Annotated in this window: 17 protein-coding genes; 9 read left to right on the top strand and 8 right to left on the bottom strand. The window is 53.0% G+C overall.

What is annotated here, in order from left to right; all coding sequences use genetic code 11:
* Window positions 1-35: 35 nt before the first annotated feature.
* The 4 genes from ACMAY6_RS07935 to ACMAY6_RS07950 form a co-directional block, all read right to left on the bottom strand.
* Window positions 36-1904 carry a DUF3604 domain-containing protein gene (locus ACMAY6_RS07935; RefSeq protein WP_435210802.1) on the bottom strand — a complete coding sequence of 623 codons (1869 nt, stop codon included), beginning with the start codon at window positions 1902-1904 and terminating at the stop codon, window positions 36-38.
* A gap of 54 nt (window positions 1905-1958) precedes the next feature.
* The gene (locus tag ACMAY6_RS07940; RefSeq protein ID WP_435210804.1) at window positions 1959-2756 is read right to left on the bottom strand and encodes an enoyl-CoA hydratase/isomerase family protein; all 798 of its coding nucleotides are present in this window, start codon (window positions 2754-2756) and stop codon (window positions 1959-1961) included.
* 161 nt (window positions 2757-2917) lie between these two features.
* Window positions 2918-3451 (bottom strand): SprT-like domain-containing protein, encoded by a 534-nt coding sequence (locus tag ACMAY6_RS07945; RefSeq protein WP_435210806.1) that lies wholly within the window; start codon window positions 3449-3451, stop codon window positions 2918-2920.
* On the bottom strand, window positions 3452-5155 hold the full coding sequence (locus ACMAY6_RS07950; protein ID WP_435210807.1) for a class I adenylate-forming enzyme family protein: 1704 nt from the start codon (window positions 5153-5155) through the stop codon (window positions 3452-3454).
* Window positions 5156-5308: 153 nt separating this feature from the next.
* Between ACMAY6_RS07950 and ACMAY6_RS07955 the strand changes: the two genes are divergently transcribed.
* On the top strand, window positions 5309-6328 hold the full coding sequence (locus tag ACMAY6_RS07955; RefSeq protein ID WP_435210809.1) for a phosphotransferase: 1020 nt from the start codon (window positions 5309-5311) through the stop codon (window positions 6326-6328).
* An 11-nt stretch (window positions 6329-6339) separates the two neighbouring features.
* Here ACMAY6_RS07955 and ACMAY6_RS07960 read toward each other — a convergent pair whose 3' ends face one another.
* Together ACMAY6_RS07960 and ACMAY6_RS07965 are read right to left on the bottom strand one after the other, a co-directional pair.
* Complete coding sequence (locus ACMAY6_RS07960; protein WP_435210811.1) at window positions 6340-7980, bottom strand: DUF3336 domain-containing protein; 1641 nt, start codon at window positions 7978-7980, stop codon at window positions 6340-6342.
* Window positions 7981-8211: 231 nt separating this feature from the next.
* A complete protein-coding gene (locus tag ACMAY6_RS07965) occupies window positions 8212-9747 on the bottom strand; it encodes an acyl-CoA synthetase (RefSeq protein WP_435210813.1) in 1536 nt (511 codons plus the stop codon).
* A gap of 72 nt (window positions 9748-9819) precedes the next feature.
* On the opposite strand from ACMAY6_RS07965, the gene ACMAY6_RS07970 reads away from it, so the two are divergent.
* From ACMAY6_RS07970 to ACMAY6_RS08005, 8 genes are all read left to right on the top strand, one after another.
* The gene (locus ACMAY6_RS07970) at window positions 9820-10623 is read left to right on the top strand and encodes a putative hydro-lyase (protein ID WP_435210814.1); all 804 of its coding nucleotides are present in this window, start codon (window positions 9820-9822) and stop codon (window positions 10621-10623) included.
* A 50-nt stretch (window positions 10624-10673) separates the two neighbouring features.
* Window positions 10674-11414, top strand: coding sequence for a 5-oxoprolinase subunit PxpA (locus ACMAY6_RS07975; protein ID WP_435210815.1), 741 nt, complete (start codon window positions 10674-10676; stop codon window positions 11412-11414).
* Between the two features lie 3 nt (window positions 11415-11417).
* Complete coding sequence (gene pxpB / locus ACMAY6_RS07980) at window positions 11418-12095, top strand: 5-oxoprolinase subunit PxpB (RefSeq protein ID WP_435210817.1); 678 nt, start codon at window positions 11418-11420, stop codon at window positions 12093-12095.
* A complete protein-coding gene (locus ACMAY6_RS07985; RefSeq protein WP_435210819.1) occupies window positions 12092-13072 on the top strand; it encodes a biotin-dependent carboxyltransferase family protein in 981 nt (326 codons plus the stop codon). Before pxpB ends, ACMAY6_RS07985 begins: the two co-directional genes overlap by 4 nt.
* Window positions 13069-13917, top strand: coding sequence for a glutamate cyclase domain-containing protein (locus tag ACMAY6_RS07990; protein ID WP_435210820.1), 849 nt, complete (start codon window positions 13069-13071; stop codon window positions 13915-13917). Before ACMAY6_RS07985 ends, ACMAY6_RS07990 begins: the two co-directional genes overlap by 4 nt.
* The gene (locus ACMAY6_RS07995; RefSeq protein ID WP_435210822.1) at window positions 13914-14768 is read left to right on the top strand and encodes a D-amino acid aminotransferase; all 855 of its coding nucleotides are present in this window, start codon (window positions 13914-13916) and stop codon (window positions 14766-14768) included. The genes ACMAY6_RS07990 and ACMAY6_RS07995 overlap by 4 nt, the downstream gene beginning before the upstream one ends.
* A gap of 8 nt (window positions 14769-14776) precedes the next feature.
* Entirely contained in the window at window positions 14777-15847 is a 1071-nt protein-coding gene (gene alr, locus ACMAY6_RS08000) for an alanine racemase (protein WP_435210823.1), read from the top strand.
* Window positions 15848-15921: 74 nt separating this feature from the next.
* Window positions 15922-17448 (top strand): Ppx/GppA phosphatase family protein, encoded by a 1527-nt coding sequence (locus ACMAY6_RS08005; protein WP_435210824.1) that lies wholly within the window; start codon window positions 15922-15924, stop codon window positions 17446-17448.
* Between the two features lie 531 nt (window positions 17449-17979).
* Here ACMAY6_RS08005 and ACMAY6_RS08010 read toward each other — a convergent pair.
* Both ACMAY6_RS08010 and ACMAY6_RS08015 read right to left on the bottom strand, forming a co-directional pair.
* Window positions 17980-18909, bottom strand: coding sequence for an electron transfer flavoprotein subunit alpha/FixB family protein (locus tag ACMAY6_RS08010; protein ID WP_435210826.1), 930 nt, complete (start codon window positions 18907-18909; stop codon window positions 17980-17982).
* A complete protein-coding gene (locus ACMAY6_RS08015) occupies window positions 18906-19658 on the bottom strand; it encodes an electron transfer flavoprotein subunit beta/FixA family protein (protein ID WP_435210828.1) in 753 nt (250 codons plus the stop codon). The genes ACMAY6_RS08010 and ACMAY6_RS08015 overlap by 4 nt, the downstream gene beginning before the upstream one ends.
* Between the last annotated feature and the right edge of the window lie 31 nt (window positions 19659-19689).

Below are 19689 nucleotides of genomic sequence, written 5' to 3' on the forward strand. Positions count from 1 at the left end.
CACAGGGCAGCGCTCAACGGGCCAGCAGCGTCACTTCAAGGGCGATACCAAATAGAGGACGTGTAAGCACGTTCTTGTAGGGTGTCAGGTCTCTGCGTATCAACCTCGCCGCCTAACGCAAGTTTATCGAGTAAAGAATGTCGCGCCGTTGGTATTTGCAGCACACGCACGTAGTAAAAAGCGGACTGATCAGGGTCAAAATTCGGATCGCTCCAGGCTGCGGTTAAACGCCCCGCACCGGCGCTGTTATCGAGCAACCCTGTAGCCAGGTCAACGGTATTTTCAACGGGAAGCAAGGAGCCGTCAGTTTGCAGACGACCCTCCCCTGCCCAGGCGACGTCATAAACCTGCTCCTGTGTGCCGCCATCACTTTCCGTCCAGCCCTTGATCACTTGTATTCGGTCTAATGCACCGGAAGCGGGGTCTGCTAGTGCCTCAATCAATAGGGTTGGCGTTGCACCCTCTGCCGCTGTCATGAGTTCGCCTCCCATAGGTACGGCCTGCTCCAGTACGTTTGCAGGGAAGTCGGCTTCTTCGAGTAACTCTGCGCTCAAGTTCCAGCCACCATAAACTCTGACACCAATACGAGGGCCTGTCGTCGCGTATACCTCACGCCGACGCATGGCAGCGACAATGCCTTCTCGCGTATTGTCCTCAGCCCAAACTGCAGCAAGCCCTGACGCCGACATAGCCCAGCCAAAGGGCCTTTGTGGCTCATCACCCCAGCCCGAACTCTTCTTACTCGGAATGGAATCTGTCACAAACTTACCCTGAAAATTTGCCTCCTCAGCACTCGGCAGCGCTGTGTGACCATCAGTGGAGCCAATCACGCCAAATTGATAGGGGTTGATGCCTACGTCAGCTTCTAGGGTGAGGCCACGACGCAGGGCCGATCGTACAAAATCCCCTGGCTGAGGCTGATATTCTGTCCACCACTTCTGGATGTAGAAGGGGTAGTTTTCAAAGTCGGCAAACTCGTCTTCGGGAGAAAGGGAAGAGTGCGTTTCGGAATCACCTTTTATTTGAGTGATTTCTACAACAGGCTCCCAATAGCGCCGAAGTTCTGCGTACCGAGTGTCCATCTTATCTCCACGCAGGGACGTCAGGTCGAACATAATGCCCTTCGAGATATTGGAATTGTGGGGAATCGCTAAAAATGTGCCCCCTGTTGATTTCGCAGTGGACTCCAGCCATTCCCAGAGATCCTCGGGAAAAGAGCTGTTGTCTAGTCCGTAAGGCACGAAGGTTTGAGCTGTTTGCGCATCGATGTCACCAATGACCACGCGGTGGAGGTTGGCTCCACCGGGAATTGCGCTGTACTCCCATCCAATTAGCGCCGTAAATTCCCCCGGGGCGTTGTGCGCATCAGCGGCGTCGGTAATGGCCTTCCATGCGTCGGCTTCTACGGCGGGCAAGTCTGGAATCCAACCCACATCTGCGTCCCAGTCCCTCGCGGCGGCTGCAAAATCATCGGTGGGCTCAGGTAGCACCCCAAGAAATAAATTACGGGCGGTTTGCTGGTCGACCGCATCTCTTAAAATTGCCGTCGCGATCCAAGCCTTCGCAGAGTCGATCAAGGAAAGATCATCCCGAGTTACGCCGTCGTAGTAGACACTTCGAATCACGCCCATCAGTTCGGCATGGTCTGAAACAACCAAAAAATCCAACGGTGTTTCCAACTGAACTCGCCGCCCATCCCAGCCGTGAACAACCGGCGCGCCCTTGGCAAACCGATAAGCCATATCCGGTGTTGCGGTTAGATTATTATTGGCAAAAGCATCCGATGAATAAGTCGTGTGCAGGTGGGTATCACCCCAAAGCAGCTGTCTATCTTCAGCTTGTGAGAAGCTGGCTAAGGTCACAGCGAGCAACCAAAGAGCCGGGTAAAAATTCTTTATAATCATTTTCGTTCCCCAAATATCACGACGAATTGCTGAGGCTAGAGGTGCTAAGGCGTATTACCGCCCCTTCCATGTATAGGCTTCTTTATTAAAAAAGGCAGCGATCGCATTAGGGCAGTCTTCACTTGAAATACAAAACTCCTGTAGGTCAGCCTCTTTGGTAATGGTGTCGCCCAAAGAAGAGGTAGCCGCGAAACGGAGCGCCTCTTTAGTGTACCGAAGCGCCAGTGGCGAGCGTCCCGCGAGGTTCTCGGCAAACTCCATGGCCTCCACCGCAAAATCAGCCTTATCGAACACCCTATTAGCCATTCCCCAATCCAATGCCTTTTGAGCTCCCAACTTTTCCCCAAGAGCCATCAATTCGAAAGCCCGCCGACTGCCAACAAGTTTTTGCAGTAGCCAGGTTGAACCGCCATCCGGGATTAATCCAATCGCGGAGAAGGGTTGATAGAGATAGGCGTCTTCAGCCATAACAACAAGATCACAGGCCATCGCATAACTGTAACTGATTCCCGCACAAGGCCCGTTGACCGCAGCGATCCAAACCTTAGGCGCCTCGGCTATGGACAGCACCCCGGGCTTAAACTCGTGAATGAGATCGTCCCGGGTTTGTGCGCCAATCATTAGATCAGCGCCTGCAGTGTCGTCGGCGAGATCAGCACCTGCACCAAAAGCCCTGCCCTCTCCGGTTAGAATGACGACACGAATGGCGTCGTTCATATTGATCTCACGAGCAGCGGCATAAAATTCACGGCGCATTTGACCATTCATTGCATTGAGACTATCGGGACGATTAAAGGCGACGCGGGCGACAGCGCCATGATGGGTTACGTTGATCGTTTCAAATTTTGACATTGTGCCCTCTCGGTTTTTGAAGCTTAAAAACTGCCTGCAGATGGTAACAACCGCCAGCCATTATTGCTTGCAGATCCTGACATTGGTTGAGCTCGCGCTCAAGAATACTGTGGCCTTAGGCAATCCCCACGAATTTCAGCGCAAGTCTCCAGAACAAGGCACTAAACAGCGGAATCACTCGAAGAAGCCACCAGAGCCTCGCCGCAATAACAGCACCTGTAACTGGCTCGACCTGCGCGAATCCGATTGTGTCGCGTACTCGAGACACTGTGATCTCTGCAGAGACAGTGATAAGCGTGTCGCCGCTGCCTTCGTACCGGCACCGCACTTAAGTCAGCCGTGTAGGTGGCACTTGGATTAGCGCCCATCGCAACCATCAGAGACTGCCATTCTGGTCCATGGGGTTTAACCTTGCGCCGTCCGAACTGCTGATGGATCGCATAATGTGCAACCTCATGAGGTACGGTATCCCGGAGGTGAAGCGCCATATCTGTCGCAAATACCCATGGATTGAAACGCAGCCATTGGCAGTGGCCCTTGTAGCAATACATGCCTGCGGTAGTACCCGAAAGATCAAGGCGCGCTTCTATAGGGCCCAGAGGGATTTCAAGTAACCGTTGAGCGCGTTCGATATCGTGACGCACTCGGGCTTGAATCTCCTGAGCCTGAACATCGCTCAGAGGCCCAAAAGACAATTAGTCAGCACTCTCAGGGTCCAACACGTCTTTCAGCTCGCGCTTTAAAAATTTGCCATTGGCGTTGCGAGGCAATGGCTCAGCTAAAAACCAGACATACCGCGGCACTTTGAAGGCAGCGATCCGGCTAGCCAGATGCTCACGCAAACTAGGTGCATCCAGCATTGCCGCTTCTTTAAGATGGATGGCTGCACCAACTTCTTCACCGAGGCGATCATCAGGCACCGCAAAGGCCACACATTCTAGGACCGCAGGGTGGTCAAAAATTGCGTTCTCCACCTCAGCACCGTAGATGTTCTCGCCTCCTCTGAGGATCATATCTTTGGCCCGATCAACCAAATACAAAAAGCCGTCCTCGTCAAAATAACCAATATCGCCCGTCTGTAGCCAACCCTCTATGATGGTTTCGGCGGTTGCCTCGGGACGATTGATATACCCTTTGATAACGGGCGTACCGCGCACGCAAACCTCGCCTACTTCGTTGGGCGCCAGTTTATTCCCGTCTGCATCCACGCATTTCCCTTCAAGGGTAGGCACCATAGGCCCGGCACTACTTGGACGCTCCAGGAAAATGTCTCCAGCGATGTAGCTGATAATGCCACAGACCTCTGTCATCCCGTAGCCTTGCGCTGGCTTTGCACGCTTCGTTTCCGCAGCCACTTTACCCACTAGGTCGGGCTGCATTGCGGCTCCACCACCACCCATAGCGTTCAAGCTGCCCAGATCAAATTCGTCACGATCGGGGTGGGTTAGAATTTCACGACTCATCATGGGGACTGCACTCATCGTGGTGATCTTCTCAGCATCAATGAGGCGCATCGCTTCAACCGGGTCCCACTTATACATCAAGATAAACCGGCCGCCAGCGACGGTACCGGCCTGCATAATGCAATTGTTGGCCGTAACGTGAAAAAGCGGCGTCGCGATTAACGCGACAGGAGGCGGTGCTGATACAGGTGCCTCTAGCGCTTGGCCTGCCTCTAGGGCCCTATGTGACGCGTAGATGCCTCCCATAGCTGCGACGTTCAAAACATTGGCGACGCATCCGCGGTGGGTTAGTTGAGCTCCCTTGGGTCGCCCGGTAGTGCCCGAGGTGTAAAAGATGCAAGCTTCGCTGTCTGGGTCGATTTCCGCCGCGGGTAAATCGCCACCGGTGGCAACAGCCGACTGCCAGGGTGTCGTTGTTAACGAACAATCATCAGTTCTTACAGAGACCAACGCCATGTCAGGAAACTGTTCGCTGACCGTGGCAAAAGTGGCTAACCGCTGTTGGTCGCCTATTAACATTTTTGGCTGGGAATCATTCAGTGCATAGGCCATTTCATCAGCGACCCACCAAGCATTTAAGCCTACAACTACAGCGCCGATCGAGTTGATCGCCCAATGGGCAAGCATCCATTCGGGATAGTTGCGCATCGCTATGGCCACCCGATCGCCCGGAACAATACCTTGACCTACCAACCAATTGGCAAAGCCCGCCACACACTCCGCCGCATCGCGGTAGGTCATGCGTTCATCAAGGTACACAAGATATTCAGCTTCACCGTGTCCGGTCGCCAACATCCACAGATCGCGCATGCTGTTAGGGGCGTTGACGTAACCCAGTAGTGACTGCCCCGCAACATCGACCTGCCCTACCTCCAATAGAGATCCGGGTTGAGTAACCAATTTTTTAGCCGCTTCAAAACTTGCGATACTACTCATGGTCTGTCCTTATCGGGATTCTTAGTTAGGTTTTAAGCAGCCCCAGTTGGGTTGCGCGAGCAAGCATAACCACAGCATACTTGCCGATCAAATTTTTACTCACATTCGTCTGCTTCGGGGACGTTTTCGCGGTTGTAAGTCGAGGGGTTGCACTTGAGCACACAAACATTAGATCTTTCAAAACTCAGTGATTGGCTAAAAGCGAACGTGTGTGACTTCAGTGGCTCGCTAACCGCCGAAAAGTTTGCCGGCGGGCAGTCAAACCCAACCTTTAAAGTGACCGCAGGCGAACGTGAATTTGTGCTGAGGCGCAAGCCCCCGGGTCAGCTGCTAGCCTCAGCCCACGCGGTCGACCGAGAGTATCGGGTTATTTCCGCGCTGCAAAATAGCGATGTCCCGGTACCAGGCGCAGTAGCACTCTGCGAGGACGATGACATTATCGGGTCCATGTTCTACTTAATGGAGTTTATGGATGGCCGTGTTTTTTGGGACCCAGTGTTGCCCGAGCTCTCCAATGATGAGCGCAGCGCGGCCTACGACGATATGAATCGCGTTCTCGCGGCGATGCACAGCATTGATATCAATGCTGTTGGGCTGAGCGATTACGGTCGACCAGGCAACTATTTTGAGCGGCAGGTAGGACGTTGGAGTAAGCAATATAGGGCGTCAGAAACTGAAACTGTCCCGGCAATGGAAACATTGATGGTCTGGCTTTCAGAAAACATGCCTGCCGACGACGGCCGGGTAGCGCTAGTTCATGGTGATTATCGGTTGGATAACGTTATGTTTCATCCTACTGAACCCAAAATCATCGCGGTGCTCGATTGGGAGCTCAGTACTTTGGGCAACCCCATCGCTGACCTCGCCTATCAGGTTATGGCTTGGCAGCTTCCCCGTGATGCCGGCATCACCGGGTTGGGCGGCATAGATCGCAAACCCCTAAGTATTCCAGAGGACAGCAGCTACGTCAGACGCTACTGCGAGCGCACCGGGCGTGATGAAATTCAGCATTGGAATTTTTATTTGGCGTTTTGCTTTTTCCGCCTTGCAGCGATCGTTCAAGGCGTCAAAAAGCGCGCTCTTGACGGCACCGCTTCGAGTGCCGAAGCAGAGAGCCGCGGCAACCTTGTGCTCCCCCTCGCTGAACTGGGGATGTCATACATTAAAGACTAAATGGCAGAACGTTAGTGCGTCACTCTCAGGCTTTTTTGCGCCACTGCTGCCGCTGCACTGGCTTTGCCTGATGACTTACGGCCTCGCCTAGGCTTGATTTTTGCGACAGTTTCATTCGGCACATTATCAAGCTTCGCACGCTGAGCACGTGTTGCGGCGGGTCTTCGGCGAGAAGACCGAGGCCGCCTTACCGCCACAGGATCTGGCCGTAAATCACCATATTCAAAGCGGTAAAGAATATCTTCCAAGGTCCGAGATATTTGAGTGCAGCGCCGAATAGCCTCGACCTTTTCGTAGCAAGCATGCTCACCATGATGGGTCAGCCGAAGCAGTTCCTCTTCATTGAGATGAGAAAGCAAACGTAACGGATTCGCAAGCCGGAAGCTGGGCATAATGTTGATGTCCCCGGTGTACTCTTGATCCATGAGTGCGTGCAAGCCGTGGAGCATCATGTTGAACCTAGGCCAGTTATCACCGCGCTTTTGTGCCAAGCCGCGGTAAAAATTAAGAAATTCTCGCCCTACGCCTACCCCGAGTGCACCCGCAGCCTTAGACAGAGCTCCGCGGTCTTCGTCTTTGGAGATAAACGCTGTTGCAATGGGATTCACCATGCTCACGATATGGTGGTTAGTGCCAAAAAGACGGGATAAGCGTTTGGCCGGCAGGTCATCGGCAACGGAGCCGTCGATCCAACGTCGACCCGGCAAATACGGTTGTGGCTCTCCATGCACATTACGAGCCATTAGCATAACCGCCGGAAATACCCCGGGAACTGCGCAAGACGCCATAACTGCCGACCGAATATATACGTTGGGTGACGTCACCGCGTTGAGGAGCCTTGAACGCTGGTGCGGCTCCGCAGGTGCAATGGTAATGCTCACCTGCCTCCCGGTCTTTGCATAAGCCTCCTCGAAGGTCGCATTAGGAATAAGGCCCTCTATCAGATGTTCTAGGTCATCCAAAGAAATGTTGGGGCCACCGGTAAGTACCTTACGTAGGAATCCGGCCTCCTCTTTTGCTTTTGCGCCACTTTGCAATATCGCGAGCTTTTCAAGATCGGCCACTTCATCATCGGTGTGGCAGGCCAAAACACCGGCAACTAGGGCGCCCGCGCTAGAACCCGAAATAACTCGAGGCAGCAGGCCCTGCTCAAGTAAGACATTGACCACGCCTAAGTGAAGAAAACCTAGGGCACCACCACCACTGAGCATTAACGCAGAGCGGCCGAAGCAAATATTCGCCCGGTAAAAGAAATCCAGCTTTTGTTGCGCGGGGATAATGCTGTCATCAAGTTCGGCTAGCAGCTTCAGGGACTCATCGATTTCGTCAATGTAATCCTCGATTAAACGCTTCGTACCCGACTTGGCCATACGATAAAGGACGCCTTTACCCATGCCACCCATGTTGCCATGAATGCCTTCATTAAGAGCATAAAGCAGCCCTTGATGATCGGAGCGAGCGCGTAGGTTTTTCAAACGATCCAGGCGTAAGCGAATTTGCGCGTAGTCGTAGAGATCGGTGTGTTCAACGTGACGCCAATCGGTCATACCTGTGATCTCGTCGTGATCACGAGCTGCTGTCAACCAATCCGCGTAGTTATCAGACTTGGCCATGGCTCGCGCCAATGACTTGAGTTTCCGTTTATTCCGCACCCTTACCTCGTACCACTGTGAGAACAGCCGCCAGCTTATTACTGTTGGGCGCTCGGGTATACTCACAGCATCAAGAAATGCGTGAAAAATCCTATCCGCATTACCCGTAAGATCTGGTTACTTTATATTTATCAACAAGCTATGTTGCTATCTGCATGACGATTCTTAGGCCAAAGGAATGGGCTTAAAAGCAGTGTATCGCCACTAGACCTCAGGTTTCAGATCCCGATATCACTCATTACGGTTTCGATACGCATCCATCAGGTGGCGCTTGTAAAGCTTACCGTTGTCCATCCGGGGCAACTGCTCCATGAAATCTAAATTCCGAGGAATTTTAATGTGGGACAAACGCTCTTTCAGCCATTCAACAAGCTCCAACGCTGTCTCATCAGTAGCATCGACCCAGTTGGCGGGCTGAACCACAGCCTGAACGGTTTCACCAAACTCATCACAGGGCACGCCAAAAACCGCAACGTCAGCGACTTTTTCGTGGTTGATTAAAAGGTTTTCAATTTCCGCAGGATAAATATTCACGCCACCAGAAATGATGGTGAAATTTTTCCGATCGGTGAGATACAAATAGCCTTCATCGTCGAGGTAACCCATATCACCCACAGAGGTCCAGCCGTCTTTGTTGTAGGCCTCCGCCGTTTTACCCGGCTCGTTAAAGTATTCAAACTTATTAGCAATGTCGGAAAACCAAATCCCTCCGACCTCTCCTGCAGGCAATTCGTTACCCTCCTCGTCCAAAATATGAGGAACGCCAATCAAGGGGCGACCCACCGAGCCTTTGTGCTTGAGCCAATCGTTAGAGTCAATCAATGTGAAACCCGCACCCTCGCTCGACGCATAGTATTCAAGGATTACAGGTCCCCACCAATCGATCATTTGCTCTTTAACGTCAATCGGACAGGGCGCAGCGGCATGAATTGCCACTTGCATTGAACTGGTGTCAAACTGAGTCCGCTGTGCTGTGGGGAGCTTGAGCATTCGAACAAACATAATAGGTACCCATTGACTGTGGGTTACTCGGTGTTCTTGTATGAGTTCCAGTGCGCGTAACGCGTCGAACTTCTCCATGATGATCGAAGTGCCACCGGTATCCAGAACCACCATGTTGTAGTGCAGCGGTGCGGCATGGTACAGCGGCGCTGGTGACAAATAGGTGGTTTCCGGGCCAAACCCAAAGGCGGCACCAAGTGACAGGGTCAACGGCAGGGGCTCATCAAAAATTTCGGTGTACGGTTTGTTATAAACGCCCTTAGGCTTGCCCGTAGTACCCGATGAATACAACATCGTCGTGCCCATGGATTGATCTTCAATAGGCGACACCGGCAGCGCATCGACGGTTTCCTCCCAGGATAAAAAGCCATCCTCGATACCCCCGATCATGTAAAAATGCCTTAGCGCCTCGGCACTCCCAACCATATGAACTGCGACGGCAGTTAACGAATGCGAAGCAACGAACAATTTCGCGCCACAGTTTTCTAAAATATAGGCCGTCTCATCTTCTTTGAGGTGGGTGCTGATAGGCGTAAAAATAATGCCAGAGCGCATCGCTCCCGTTGTAATCTCAAGGAACTGGCGGCAATTTTCTACCATAATCGCCACGTGATCACCCGACTGCAATCCGCAGAGCCGGAATAAATGCGCCACCTGATTGCTTCTAGCCTCTAGCTCTCCGTAGGTGACCATCTCTCCCGAATTAGCCATAATAAAAGCGGGTTTATGGGGGGTTTCGGCTGCTGTAATTGATATGTGGGGCATCAGGACTCTCGCAATGGTATGTTTCGCGTACTATACAAGAGCTCGCAGCGAGTTAAAGCAAAGGAGATCACTTTGTCGGTGGGTAATCCGTTCAAGTCTATGGCACCTAACCAGCTGCGCCGAGCAGCGCGCCAGGGCAGGCTTAGTGAAACCACAAGTGGATTGGCTCCGGGCTTCGTCCAGTGCAACTTGGTCATTATTCCTCAGGACTATGCCGGCGACTTCGCCGACTTTTGCCGACGCAATCCGAGACCTTGTCCACTGCTTGCCGTAAGCCCTACTCCGGGCGACTTCAGCCTACCGGAGCTTGGCTCAGACATAGACGTGCGAACCGATGTACCGCGCTATCGACGCTGGGAGAATGGCGCTTTAATGAATGAGCCGACCGACCTTTTGGATCACTGGCGCTCTGACCATGTGGCTTTTGCACTGGGATGCTCGTTTTCTTTCGAAGAAGCACTGCTTGCCGACGGCCTCGAAATTCGAAACATTTCTGAGGGGGTTAATGTACCAATGTTCCGAACGAATCAACCCTGCACATCCGCGGGTCCGTTCGCCGGCAATCTTGTTGTGAGCATGCGTCCCATGAAACCCAAGGACGCCATAAGAGCCATTCAAATTTGCACGCGATTTCCTGCCGTTCATGGGGCTCCAATACATTTTGGCGACCCTAGCCAAATCGGCATCACCAACCTTCAGCAACCAGATTTTGGTGACAGCGTTACCATTAAAGACGATGAGGTGCCGGTGTTTTGGGCGTGTGGCGTCACGCCTCAAGTGGCACTTGAAAATGCCGAAATCCCCCTAGCATTCACTCACGCCCCTGGCTACATGCTAGTTTCTGATAAACCCAACACAGGACTCGCAATACTGTGAAAGCTGTCAAAAGGGTGGTCAGTCGCACCCGGAAAAGAAGATCCCGTCAATTGAGCATAAAACTCAACTGTGACTTGGGCGAGGGATTCGGCGCCTACACCATGGGACGTGACGACGAAATTATGCCTCTTATTGACTGCGCAAACATTGCCTGCGGCTACCATGGCGGCGACCCGTCTATAATGCGCAAGACGGTCCTTCTTGCCAAACGCCACAAAGTCGAAATCGGCGCTCACGTCGCTTATCCAGACTTACAAGGTTTTGGCCGTCGCTCAATGGACCTGCGAGGCCAAGAGCTTATTGACTGTATTCAGTATCAAATATCCGCGCTCGACGGCATAGCTCGTACGAATGGTGCGCGCGTTACCTACGTAAAACCCCATGGGGCGCTTTACAATGACATGAGCACCGACCCAGAACTGGAAAGAACAGTGATGCAAGCTATTGCATCGTGGTACCGCCCCCTTGAGTTGGTCATGCTCGCCACGCCAAAAGATAAAAAGTCAGTTGAAACTGCATTTGACTATGGACTGAGTTTGCGTTTTGAGGCTTTTGCAGACAGGGGTTATACCCGTTCGGGTTATCTTGTCCCGCGTACCAAGCCCGGCGCAGTTTTAGGCGTGACCGCCGCGGTTGCTCAGGCGAAGGCCATCGCCTCTGGCACAGTGCGCAGCACCAAAGGCCACAAACTCAATATTCTTCCAGACACTCTCTGCGTCCACGGTGATACGCCTGAGGCGCTAGAGATGCTGAAAGCCATTCACCTAGCGTTACAAACACCCGCAGACTAGCTAATGCATATAAGCTACGCTGGCCTCAACGGTATCCGTATAAGCCTTGACGGCGCACCCAGCCCTGCCCTTACCGCTGATCTTCTTGAGCTGCGTGATCGCATAACGAGCAAATACCCCAGCGGCCTCACCGACTGCGTACTGGGTTACCGAACCCTGATGCTTTTTTTTGATCGCCTAGAACTCCCTAGAGAGACGTTACTGGCGACCATTCGCGAATTGGACGGCGTCACTGCTGCACCACAGTGTAGAGGACGGATGGTTGAATTGCCCGTCTGGTACGCAGAAGAGTCAGGTCATGACTTGCTACGTGTTGCCGAGCATACCGGCCTGTCCGTTCAAGAGGTCATCGACTTACATTCGAGTAGCAGCTACAACGCCTATGCAACGGGGTTTGCCCCGGGATTCTGCTACTTAGGGGACATCCCAGAGGTATTGGAAATACCGCGCTTAAGATCGCCTCGAAGAATAGTGCCTGCGGGCAGTGTTGCCATTGCAGATCGACAAACAGCGGTTTATCCCTCGGCGTCCCCTGGTGGGTGGCGTCTTCTGGGCCTCTGCCCTACTCCTCTCTTTAATTTAGACCAGTCACCACCCGGGTTAATAGCTGTGGGTGACCTAGTCACTTTCAAGCCCATTTCCCGAGGTGAGTTTTTCGAACTGGGTGGTACGTTAATGTGACTGGGTTGAGCGTTATCAAGGTGGGCCTTTACGCCACTATTCAAGACCTTGGTCGTGTCGGCTACCTTGGTTATGGCATCACTACTGGAGGCGCAGTTGATGCATTTGCGCTCCGCTGTGCCAATCGACTCGTTGGCAACACAGATAATCATGCCGGCATAGAAGTCGTATTGAATGGGATAACGCTCATAGCTACCTGCGATCTGCAGCTGGCGTTGTGTGGCGCTCCCGTGACACTGCATGTCAACGACGAACAGTGCTTTATGAATACGCTAGTGGTTGTGACCGCCGGATCAACCGTTACTCTTGGAAGGGCCATAAAGGGCACTTACAGCTATTTGGCCGTAAAGGGAGGCGTGTCCACGCCCCTCGTCTTGGGAAGCCGAAGTACTGTTATCCGCGAGGGCCTCGGGGGTATCGCTGGAGAAGCCCTTAAAGCAGGAGACCTTTTACCTGCAGCTTCATCCGACCAGCCGCCGGAAACCCCTCATTGGCAACGGCATGAGTCACGTCAGTTGCCCAATAAAACCAGTACGCAAGCTGATACTCTACAGCTTCGATTTCTGCCGGGGATCCATTATGACGACGTTACACAAGACTGCAGAGAGGATCTTTGCGGGCAAATCTTCAGTATTTCTGGATCAGCTAACCGCATGGCTATTCCTCTAAACGGCAGTCCGGTCGATACCGGCATGACAAAACTTTGGTCAGAGGCTACCTGCCTTGGTTCAATTCAAATTCCACCCGACGGGCAGCCCTTGGTGCTCATGAATGATCGCCAGACAATGGGAGGTTACCCTCAGGTTGGCGTCATAATTCCCCCTGACAGGGTGCGACTCAGCCAGGCCAGAGCGGGACAGCAGGTGCGACTTGAAGCATTAAGCACAGCCCAAGCGGAGCAAATAGTCTGGTTGCATGAGCATTATGAAGAAACGCACCTGAAGGCGCTCGACGGCCTTGGATGCCCTGCCCCTTGACCTCAGCAACAGACATTAGTCACCGGCTCGAAGGCGCTCTGGTTGCCCGAAATCCAAGAGGCATGCGCATCGTTCGAGATGCGCTGCAGCCCGCTTACCTCTTACGTGCTGCACAGCAAGTCATTGCGGCCGAGGGTAATATTGTTGTCTGCACGGGTTTTCCGGTCGCTGGAACCTTTGAGACAGACGGCCCCCCAGGGGCGTTTGCGCTTTATCATTTTCTGGAGAGCCTTGGCCGCAAGCCCTGGCTACTCAGTGGTGATGCGATCATCCGTGCGCTAGGGGAATCGATACGAACATGGCCCCTTACAAGCTTTGATTACGAAGGTGCCCATGCGGAAGCCCAAGGGCTTCTGCTTGATCTAGCGCCCTCACTCATCATTGTCATTGAGCGACCTGGAGCCGCGGCCGACGGCCGGTTTTATAATATTGCTGGCAAAGACATCACTGAGCAGTGCCGTCCCGTTGAGCCTTTGCTGGAACTCGCTGATTGTCCCGTTATCGCCATTGGTGATGGCGGCAACGAAGCCGGTATGGGTCGTGCTGGAGAGGTACTGGAGACTTTGGATATAAGGCCCGCTCGCATCAGTTGCGACGAACTGATTGTTGCAGATGTGTCAAATTGGGGGGCCTATGGATTAATTGCTATGGCGGAAGCACTTTGTGAACGTCCTGTGTTGGATTGGCTGGACAGCAATGCACTGCTCCAGCGCTGCGTTGACTTGGGGGCAGTCGATGGCGTCAGTCACGAACCTACCAACACCGAGGACGGCTTTGACGCTGCCGTGGGTGAAGCCCTTATTGAAGAGATCAAGCTAATCACCAGCGGAGGGATTAAAACGTGACAATTGCCTACCTTAACGGCGCGTTCATGCCTTTAGAGGAAGCGCGTATTTCGCCAATGGATCGCGGGTTTTTATTTGGCGACGGCATTTACGAGGTCATTCCGTGGTATGAAGGGCGCCCCGTGGGCTTTCAGCGACACATGCAACGTTTTGACCAGGGTTTGGCCGCGATTAGCCTTGAAAACCCAATGTCCACTGAAGCATGGCACACGCTATTCACTGAGTTAACCGGCAAGAGTGAAGGAGAACATCAAGGCGTCTATTTACAGGTCACCCGCGGCACCGCTCCCGTTCGAAATCATCGCTTCCCAGCGGACTGCCCGCCCACGGTATTTGCCTATACCTTTGCGGTAAGTGCGCCCTCTAATGGTGATCCTGAGCGCGTCACTTGCTACCGGGTGGCAACTGCCACAGACCGTCGTTGGAAACGCTGCGATATCAAATCAGTGGCCCTGCTGGGAAACGTGCTGCACATGATGGAAGGTGTTGACGCTGGCGCCGATGAAACCATTCTCTTCAACGAGGATGGAGAGCTCACCGAGGCCGCTGCCTGTAACGTTTTCATCGTGCAAAATAAAACGGTCGCTACCCCACCATTGGATATTGAAAAACTTCCCGGGGTAACGCGAAACATGCTGATCGACATTTTACGCAGCGAGGGCTGGAACGTTGAAGAGCGCACAGTAACTCGCACTGAAGTTATGGCAGCCGACGAAGTGTGGCTAACAAGCTCAACAAAAGAAGTGGCTCCAGTTATTGCTATTGATGGACGAAGCGTCAACGATGGGAAGCCTGGGGAAGTGTGGGCAGCGGCACAATCGCTATTTGCACACCATCGTTTCAACGCCTGAGAGAAAACGTGCCAAGACCAACAACAATATCCATTGATCTCGATGCTCTTTCGCTTAACGCGGCCGCAACTCGCAGCCTCGCGGGTAACAGTCGGATACTCGCCTCGATAAAAGCCAACGCCTACGGTCACGGTATGATTCGATGTGGCCAAAAGTTGTGCGAGTTTGTTGACGGCTTCGCGGTCGCATTTTGTGAGGAAGCTGTTGCGCTTCGTGAAGCGGGAATCGATCTCCCAATTCTGCTCTTGGAGGGACCATTTGATCGGTGCGATGTCGATGCAATACATGAGTATGGCGTGATGATGACGGTACACTGTCATCATCAAATCGACCTCCTCGAACAAAGCGGCCATCCCCTCACCGCGCCGGTGTGGATTAAGATCGATAGTGGCATGCATCGGCTGGGGTTCAATCCAGCAGAGGCTCCTCAAATTGAAAAACGCCTGCGGGAACTGGGAGCGCAGTCAATCACTCTCATCAGCCACTATGCCGATGGCGAACACCCCCACTCAGCATTGACTAAAAAACAGCAGCAAGTTTGGCGATCATTGAAAAAATCAACGCCGTCTCAGACGAGCATGGCTAACTCTGCAGGCGTCATTAACGGCTTGGACACTGCGGCAACTTGGATCCGCCCGGGCATTATGCTGTACGGCGCAGCGCATACAGCGGCTGAAGCCGCGGTATCCTTTGAGCCCGTAATGACGTTCAATTCAGAAGTCATGGCCCTTCGCAAAATTACAGCAGGTGAATCTGTAGGTTACGGCGGCCGCTGGCGAGCGGCACGGGACAGTCTTATTGCAACGATACCGGTAGGTTATGGCGATGGTTATCCACGAACCGCTATTGATGGGACACCGGTATGGCTGCAAGGTAGGCGGATACCTCTAGCAGGTAGAGTTTCAATGGATATGATTACCGTCGACGTTACTGATCTTCCGAACTGCCAAATCGGGGCTCCGGTCGAACTGTGGGGCAAACATTTAGCCGTTAATGAGGTCGCCGAATATGCAGGCACTATTGGCTATGAACTTCTCACGCGCATGACGGGCAGAGCCCCGATGAGCTTTGTTCCTTAGCATGTCGATGAAGGTCTTTTTGACGACAAGGTTTCCAATCAACTCCAGAAAATCAGGGGCTCGGGGCGATCTCCGTGCGTAACCCTATCGAATCAGATACCACCGGCGCCAATAGTGAAGAACCACTCCCCGAGGGTAGCCTTCTCGCCGCACTCGACCTTGGCAGCAACTCTTTTCATCTTTTGATCGGGCGACTTGAACATGGCGAGATCAAGCCTATACATAGCCAAGCGGAAAAGGTGCAGCTTGGTGCTGGCCTTAGCGGCCGAAAACTTTCATCAGCAGCCATTGAACGTGGCCTCGGGTGTTTAAAACAGTTTGCGCAACTGCTGCAGAGTATCGAGCCCTCCCGAATCAGAGTAGTCGGCACCCACGCTTTACGGCGCGCACGCAACCGTCGGGAATTTACTATCCCCGCTGAGCAAATTCTCGGAGTGCCAGTGGACGTGGTTTACGGGCGAGAAGAAGCGCGTCTTGTGTATTTGGGTGTCGCCCATGCTCTGGCTGATGACAGCAGAAGCCGCCTTGTTGTGGATATTGGTGGCGGCAGCACAGAATTTATAATCGGTCGACGTTTTGAACCTACTCGCTTGGAAAGCCTGCAAATGGGCTGTGTCAGCTATGCCCACACCTATTTTGGCAAGGGGAAAATTAGCAAGCGCCGGTTTAATAATGCTTTTCAGCAGGCATTGATCGAAACATCGCATATTCGCGGACACTTCAATGCCGAGCACTGGTCTGAGGCTGTCGGTTCCTCTGGCACACTGCAGGCTATAGAGACGATCATAAAACTCAATGGCTGGAGTCATGACGGTATTGATAAGAGGTCCCTTGAGCGGCTTCGAAAATCATTGATGAAATACAAGCATGCTGATGACATCCCCTGGGCAGGCCTGAATGATAAACGACGGTCCGTTATTGCGGCAGGTGTCGCCATAGCGCTAGCCATTTTCACAGGTTTGGATATTGAGAAAATGCGCACGTCAAAGGGTGCACTTCGGGAAGGCGTCGTTTACGACTTGGTAGGCAGGCTACGCCATGAGGACGTTCGTGAGCGCTCAATCACCGCGATTCTCGCACGCTATCAAGCCGACCAGACTGCGTCTGAAAGCGTGTCAACCATGGTCACAAGGTTAGCTATGTCAGTGAGAAAGCACTGGCAGCTGCGGGACCGCGATGTCGAACTACTGGTGTGGGCCGCAAGATGCCACGCTATCGGTGTCGCGATCTCTCAAAAACACTACCATCGTCATTCGGCCTATCTTCTGGAAAATTCGGATCTAGCGGGGTTCTCTCAAGGAGAGCAAGAAATGCTTGCCGCTTTGGTGAACGGTCAACGCGGCAAGTTACGCCAAAGCGAGCTGGGCTCAATGCGGCAAAAGCACGGCGAAAACATTGCGAAACTCCTGGTTATCATGCGCATTGCAGTCGTTTTAAAATGGGCAGAAGACGCCAGGGACGCCAAGATCACGGCATCGACCGCAACACTAAACCTGTGCTTTCCTAGGGAATGGCAGGAAAGGCACCCTCTGACAACGAAAGAGCTTTTCCTCGTCAGCAACGCCGCGAGAAAATTGGGGGTGCAACTGCAACTGACCTAAAACAGGACCTACCTAAAGGTTCAGTCACAGGAATCACTCGCTAAAAGGCTTCGTTGCGTTCTTAAACGTTTGGCTAAGGCTTCATCGCTGCCTTACAAAAGCACCCACCGCGACCCGCGACAATGCCCGCCAAAAAAAATACTAACAACGAACCGGACGGCCGTCGGCCCACAAAACGAAGCAAAGGAAACCAGAGTTACTAGTGTATTCTGGGGCTTAGAGGGATAGCGTCTGAAGCCGCAATTACCACCTGCCGGGTGCGAGGCTATCAAGCGCGCTACCACTGCAGTTTTCTGAGGCGCTTCAGCGCTTACTCTAATTTTACGAGACTGGTAATTGAGGCTACCGCCCCTATGCCGCTCGAGGATTCACCACACAGGATCTGTGCCGGGCACAGTCGGCGAAGAAGAAACATTCTTTTACAGGGGTTAAAATTTGGGCCGGCCCGACTTGGAACAAGCCGGACAGACCTAAATAAACACGGAGACCATCGCCTTAAGTCTTGGGTCTTAAGGCGATGGGGCAATGTTGCTAAATAGCCGCTTCTAACTCTGGCAAGGCTTGAAACAAATCTGCGACCAAACCATAGTCTGCGACTTGAAAGATAGGCGCATCCTCATCCTTATTGATGGCAACAATAACCTTGCTGTCTTTCATTCCGGCCAAGTGCTGGATGGCACCCGAAATTCCCACGGCGATGTAAAGATCTGGCGCGACAATCTTGCCGGTTTGTCCAACCTGATAGTCGTTGGGCACAAACCCAGCGTCTACCGCTGCCCTAGAAGCGCCAATCGCAGCGCCGAGCTTGTCGGCAATGCCTTCGAGCAGTTGGAAATTATCACCGTTTTGCATGCCTCGGCCACCTGAAATCACCACGGAAGCGGCTGTCAGTTCGGGCCTGTCCGACACGGCAACCTCTTCGCTGATAAAGCTCGAAAGCCCAGCATCATGTGCCGCCGCTAATGCCTCAACCGCTGCCGAGCCGCCCTCTTCAGGAACGCCGTCAAAAGCAGTGGTTCGGACTGTGATGACCTTTTTAGCGTCGGATGACTGTACCGTCGCAATCACGTTGCCCGCATAAATGGGGCGCTTAAATGTGTCAGGACTATCTACGGCAATAATGTCAGAGATCTGCGCGACGTCTAACAACGCTGCCACGCGTGGCATTGTATTCTTGCCCCCAGTTGTCGCCGGAGCCACAACGTTGTCGTAGGATGCAGCGACATCAGCAATGAGCAACGCCACGTTCTCGGCTAACTGATTTGCATACACGGCGTTGTCGGCACACAGTACCTTGCCCACGCCAGGTATAGCTGCTGCGGCATCAGCCGCAGGCCCGCAATCGGCCCCTGCCACTAAGATGTCAATGTCCCCGCCAATGGCTTGCGCGGCAGCAACCGCGTTGTGCGTTGCCGGCTTGAGCGTGCTGTTGTCGTGTTCGGCAATAACCAACGTATTCATGAGATCACCTTTGCTTCGTTCTTGAGTTTATCGACCAGTTGAGCCACGTCCTCAACCTTTATCCCAGCTGCGCGCTCAGGAGGCGGAGCAACACCGAGTTGCGTGACATGTGATTTGACCTCAACGCCAAGCTCACCGGGGTTTGTGACGTCTAAGGGCTTCTTCTTAGCCTTCATAATATTGGGCAGTGACGCGTATCTTGGTTCGTTCAACCGAAGGTCTGTGGTCACAATCGCAGGCAATGACAACTTGAGGGTCTGAAGGCCACCATCCACCTCTCGGATGACCTGTAAGCTATCGCCATCAACCTTAATTTCTGATGCGAAAGTCCCCTGCCCCATATTGGCGAGTGCACCCAGCATCTGTCCTGTCTGGTTGTTATCACCATCGATAGACTGCTTACCCAAAATGACCAGCTGCGGCTGCTCTTTATCGACAACCCCTTTCAAAAGCTTCGCAATTTCGAGAGGCTCTGGACGCCCTTCAACTTCGACATGAATACCGCGGTCAGCACCGAGTGCGAGTGCGGTGCGGATTTGCTCTTGGCTGGACTTTTCGCCCACAGAAACCACCACAACCTCAGAAACAGTTCCCGCCTCTTTCAGGCGAACTGCTTCTTCGACAGCGATTTCACAAAAGGGATTAATGGCCATTTTGACATTGTTAAGTTCAACATCACTGCCATCGGCTTTGGCACGTACCTTGACGTTATAATCAACCACGCGCTTAACAGCGACCAGTGCTTTCATTATGACTCCGTAGCTTTGCTAGAATAGTGCT

The sequence above is a fragment of the Luminiphilus sp. nBUS_16 genome, from assembly GCF_051201645.1.
In the GTDB taxonomy this organism is placed as follows: Bacteria; Pseudomonadota; Gammaproteobacteria; order Pseudomonadales; family Halieaceae; genus Luminiphilus.

What these genes read in the sequence shown, in the direction of transcription:
- ACMAY6_RS07965 (WP_435210813.1), bottom strand. Translation starts at nt 9,747, where the DNA reads ATGCCCCACATATCAATTACAGCAGCCGAAACCCCCCATAAACCCGCT.
- ACMAY6_RS07950 (WP_435210807.1), bottom strand. Translation starts at nt 5,155, where the DNA reads ATGAGTAGTATCGCAAGTTTTGAAGCGGCTAAAAAATTGGTTACTCAA.
- pxpB (WP_435210817.1), top strand. Translation starts at nt 11,418, where the DNA reads ATGCATATAAGCTACGCTGGCCTCAACGGTATCCGTATAAGCCTTGAC.
- ACMAY6_RS07935 (WP_435210802.1), bottom strand. Translation starts at nt 1,904, where the DNA reads ATGATTATAAAGAATTTTTACCCGGCTCTTTGGTTGCTCGCTGTGACC.
- ACMAY6_RS07940 (WP_435210804.1), bottom strand. Translation starts at nt 2,756, where the DNA reads ATGTCAAAATTTGAAACGATCAACGTAACCCATCATGGCGCTGTCGCC.
- ACMAY6_RS08010 (WP_435210826.1), bottom strand. Translation starts at nt 18,909, where the DNA reads ATGAATACGTTGGTTATTGCCGAACACGACAACAGCACGCTCAAGCCG.
- ACMAY6_RS08015 (WP_435210828.1), bottom strand. Translation starts at nt 19,658, where the DNA reads ATGAAAGCACTGGTCGCTGTTAAGCGCGTGGTTGATTATAACGTCAAG.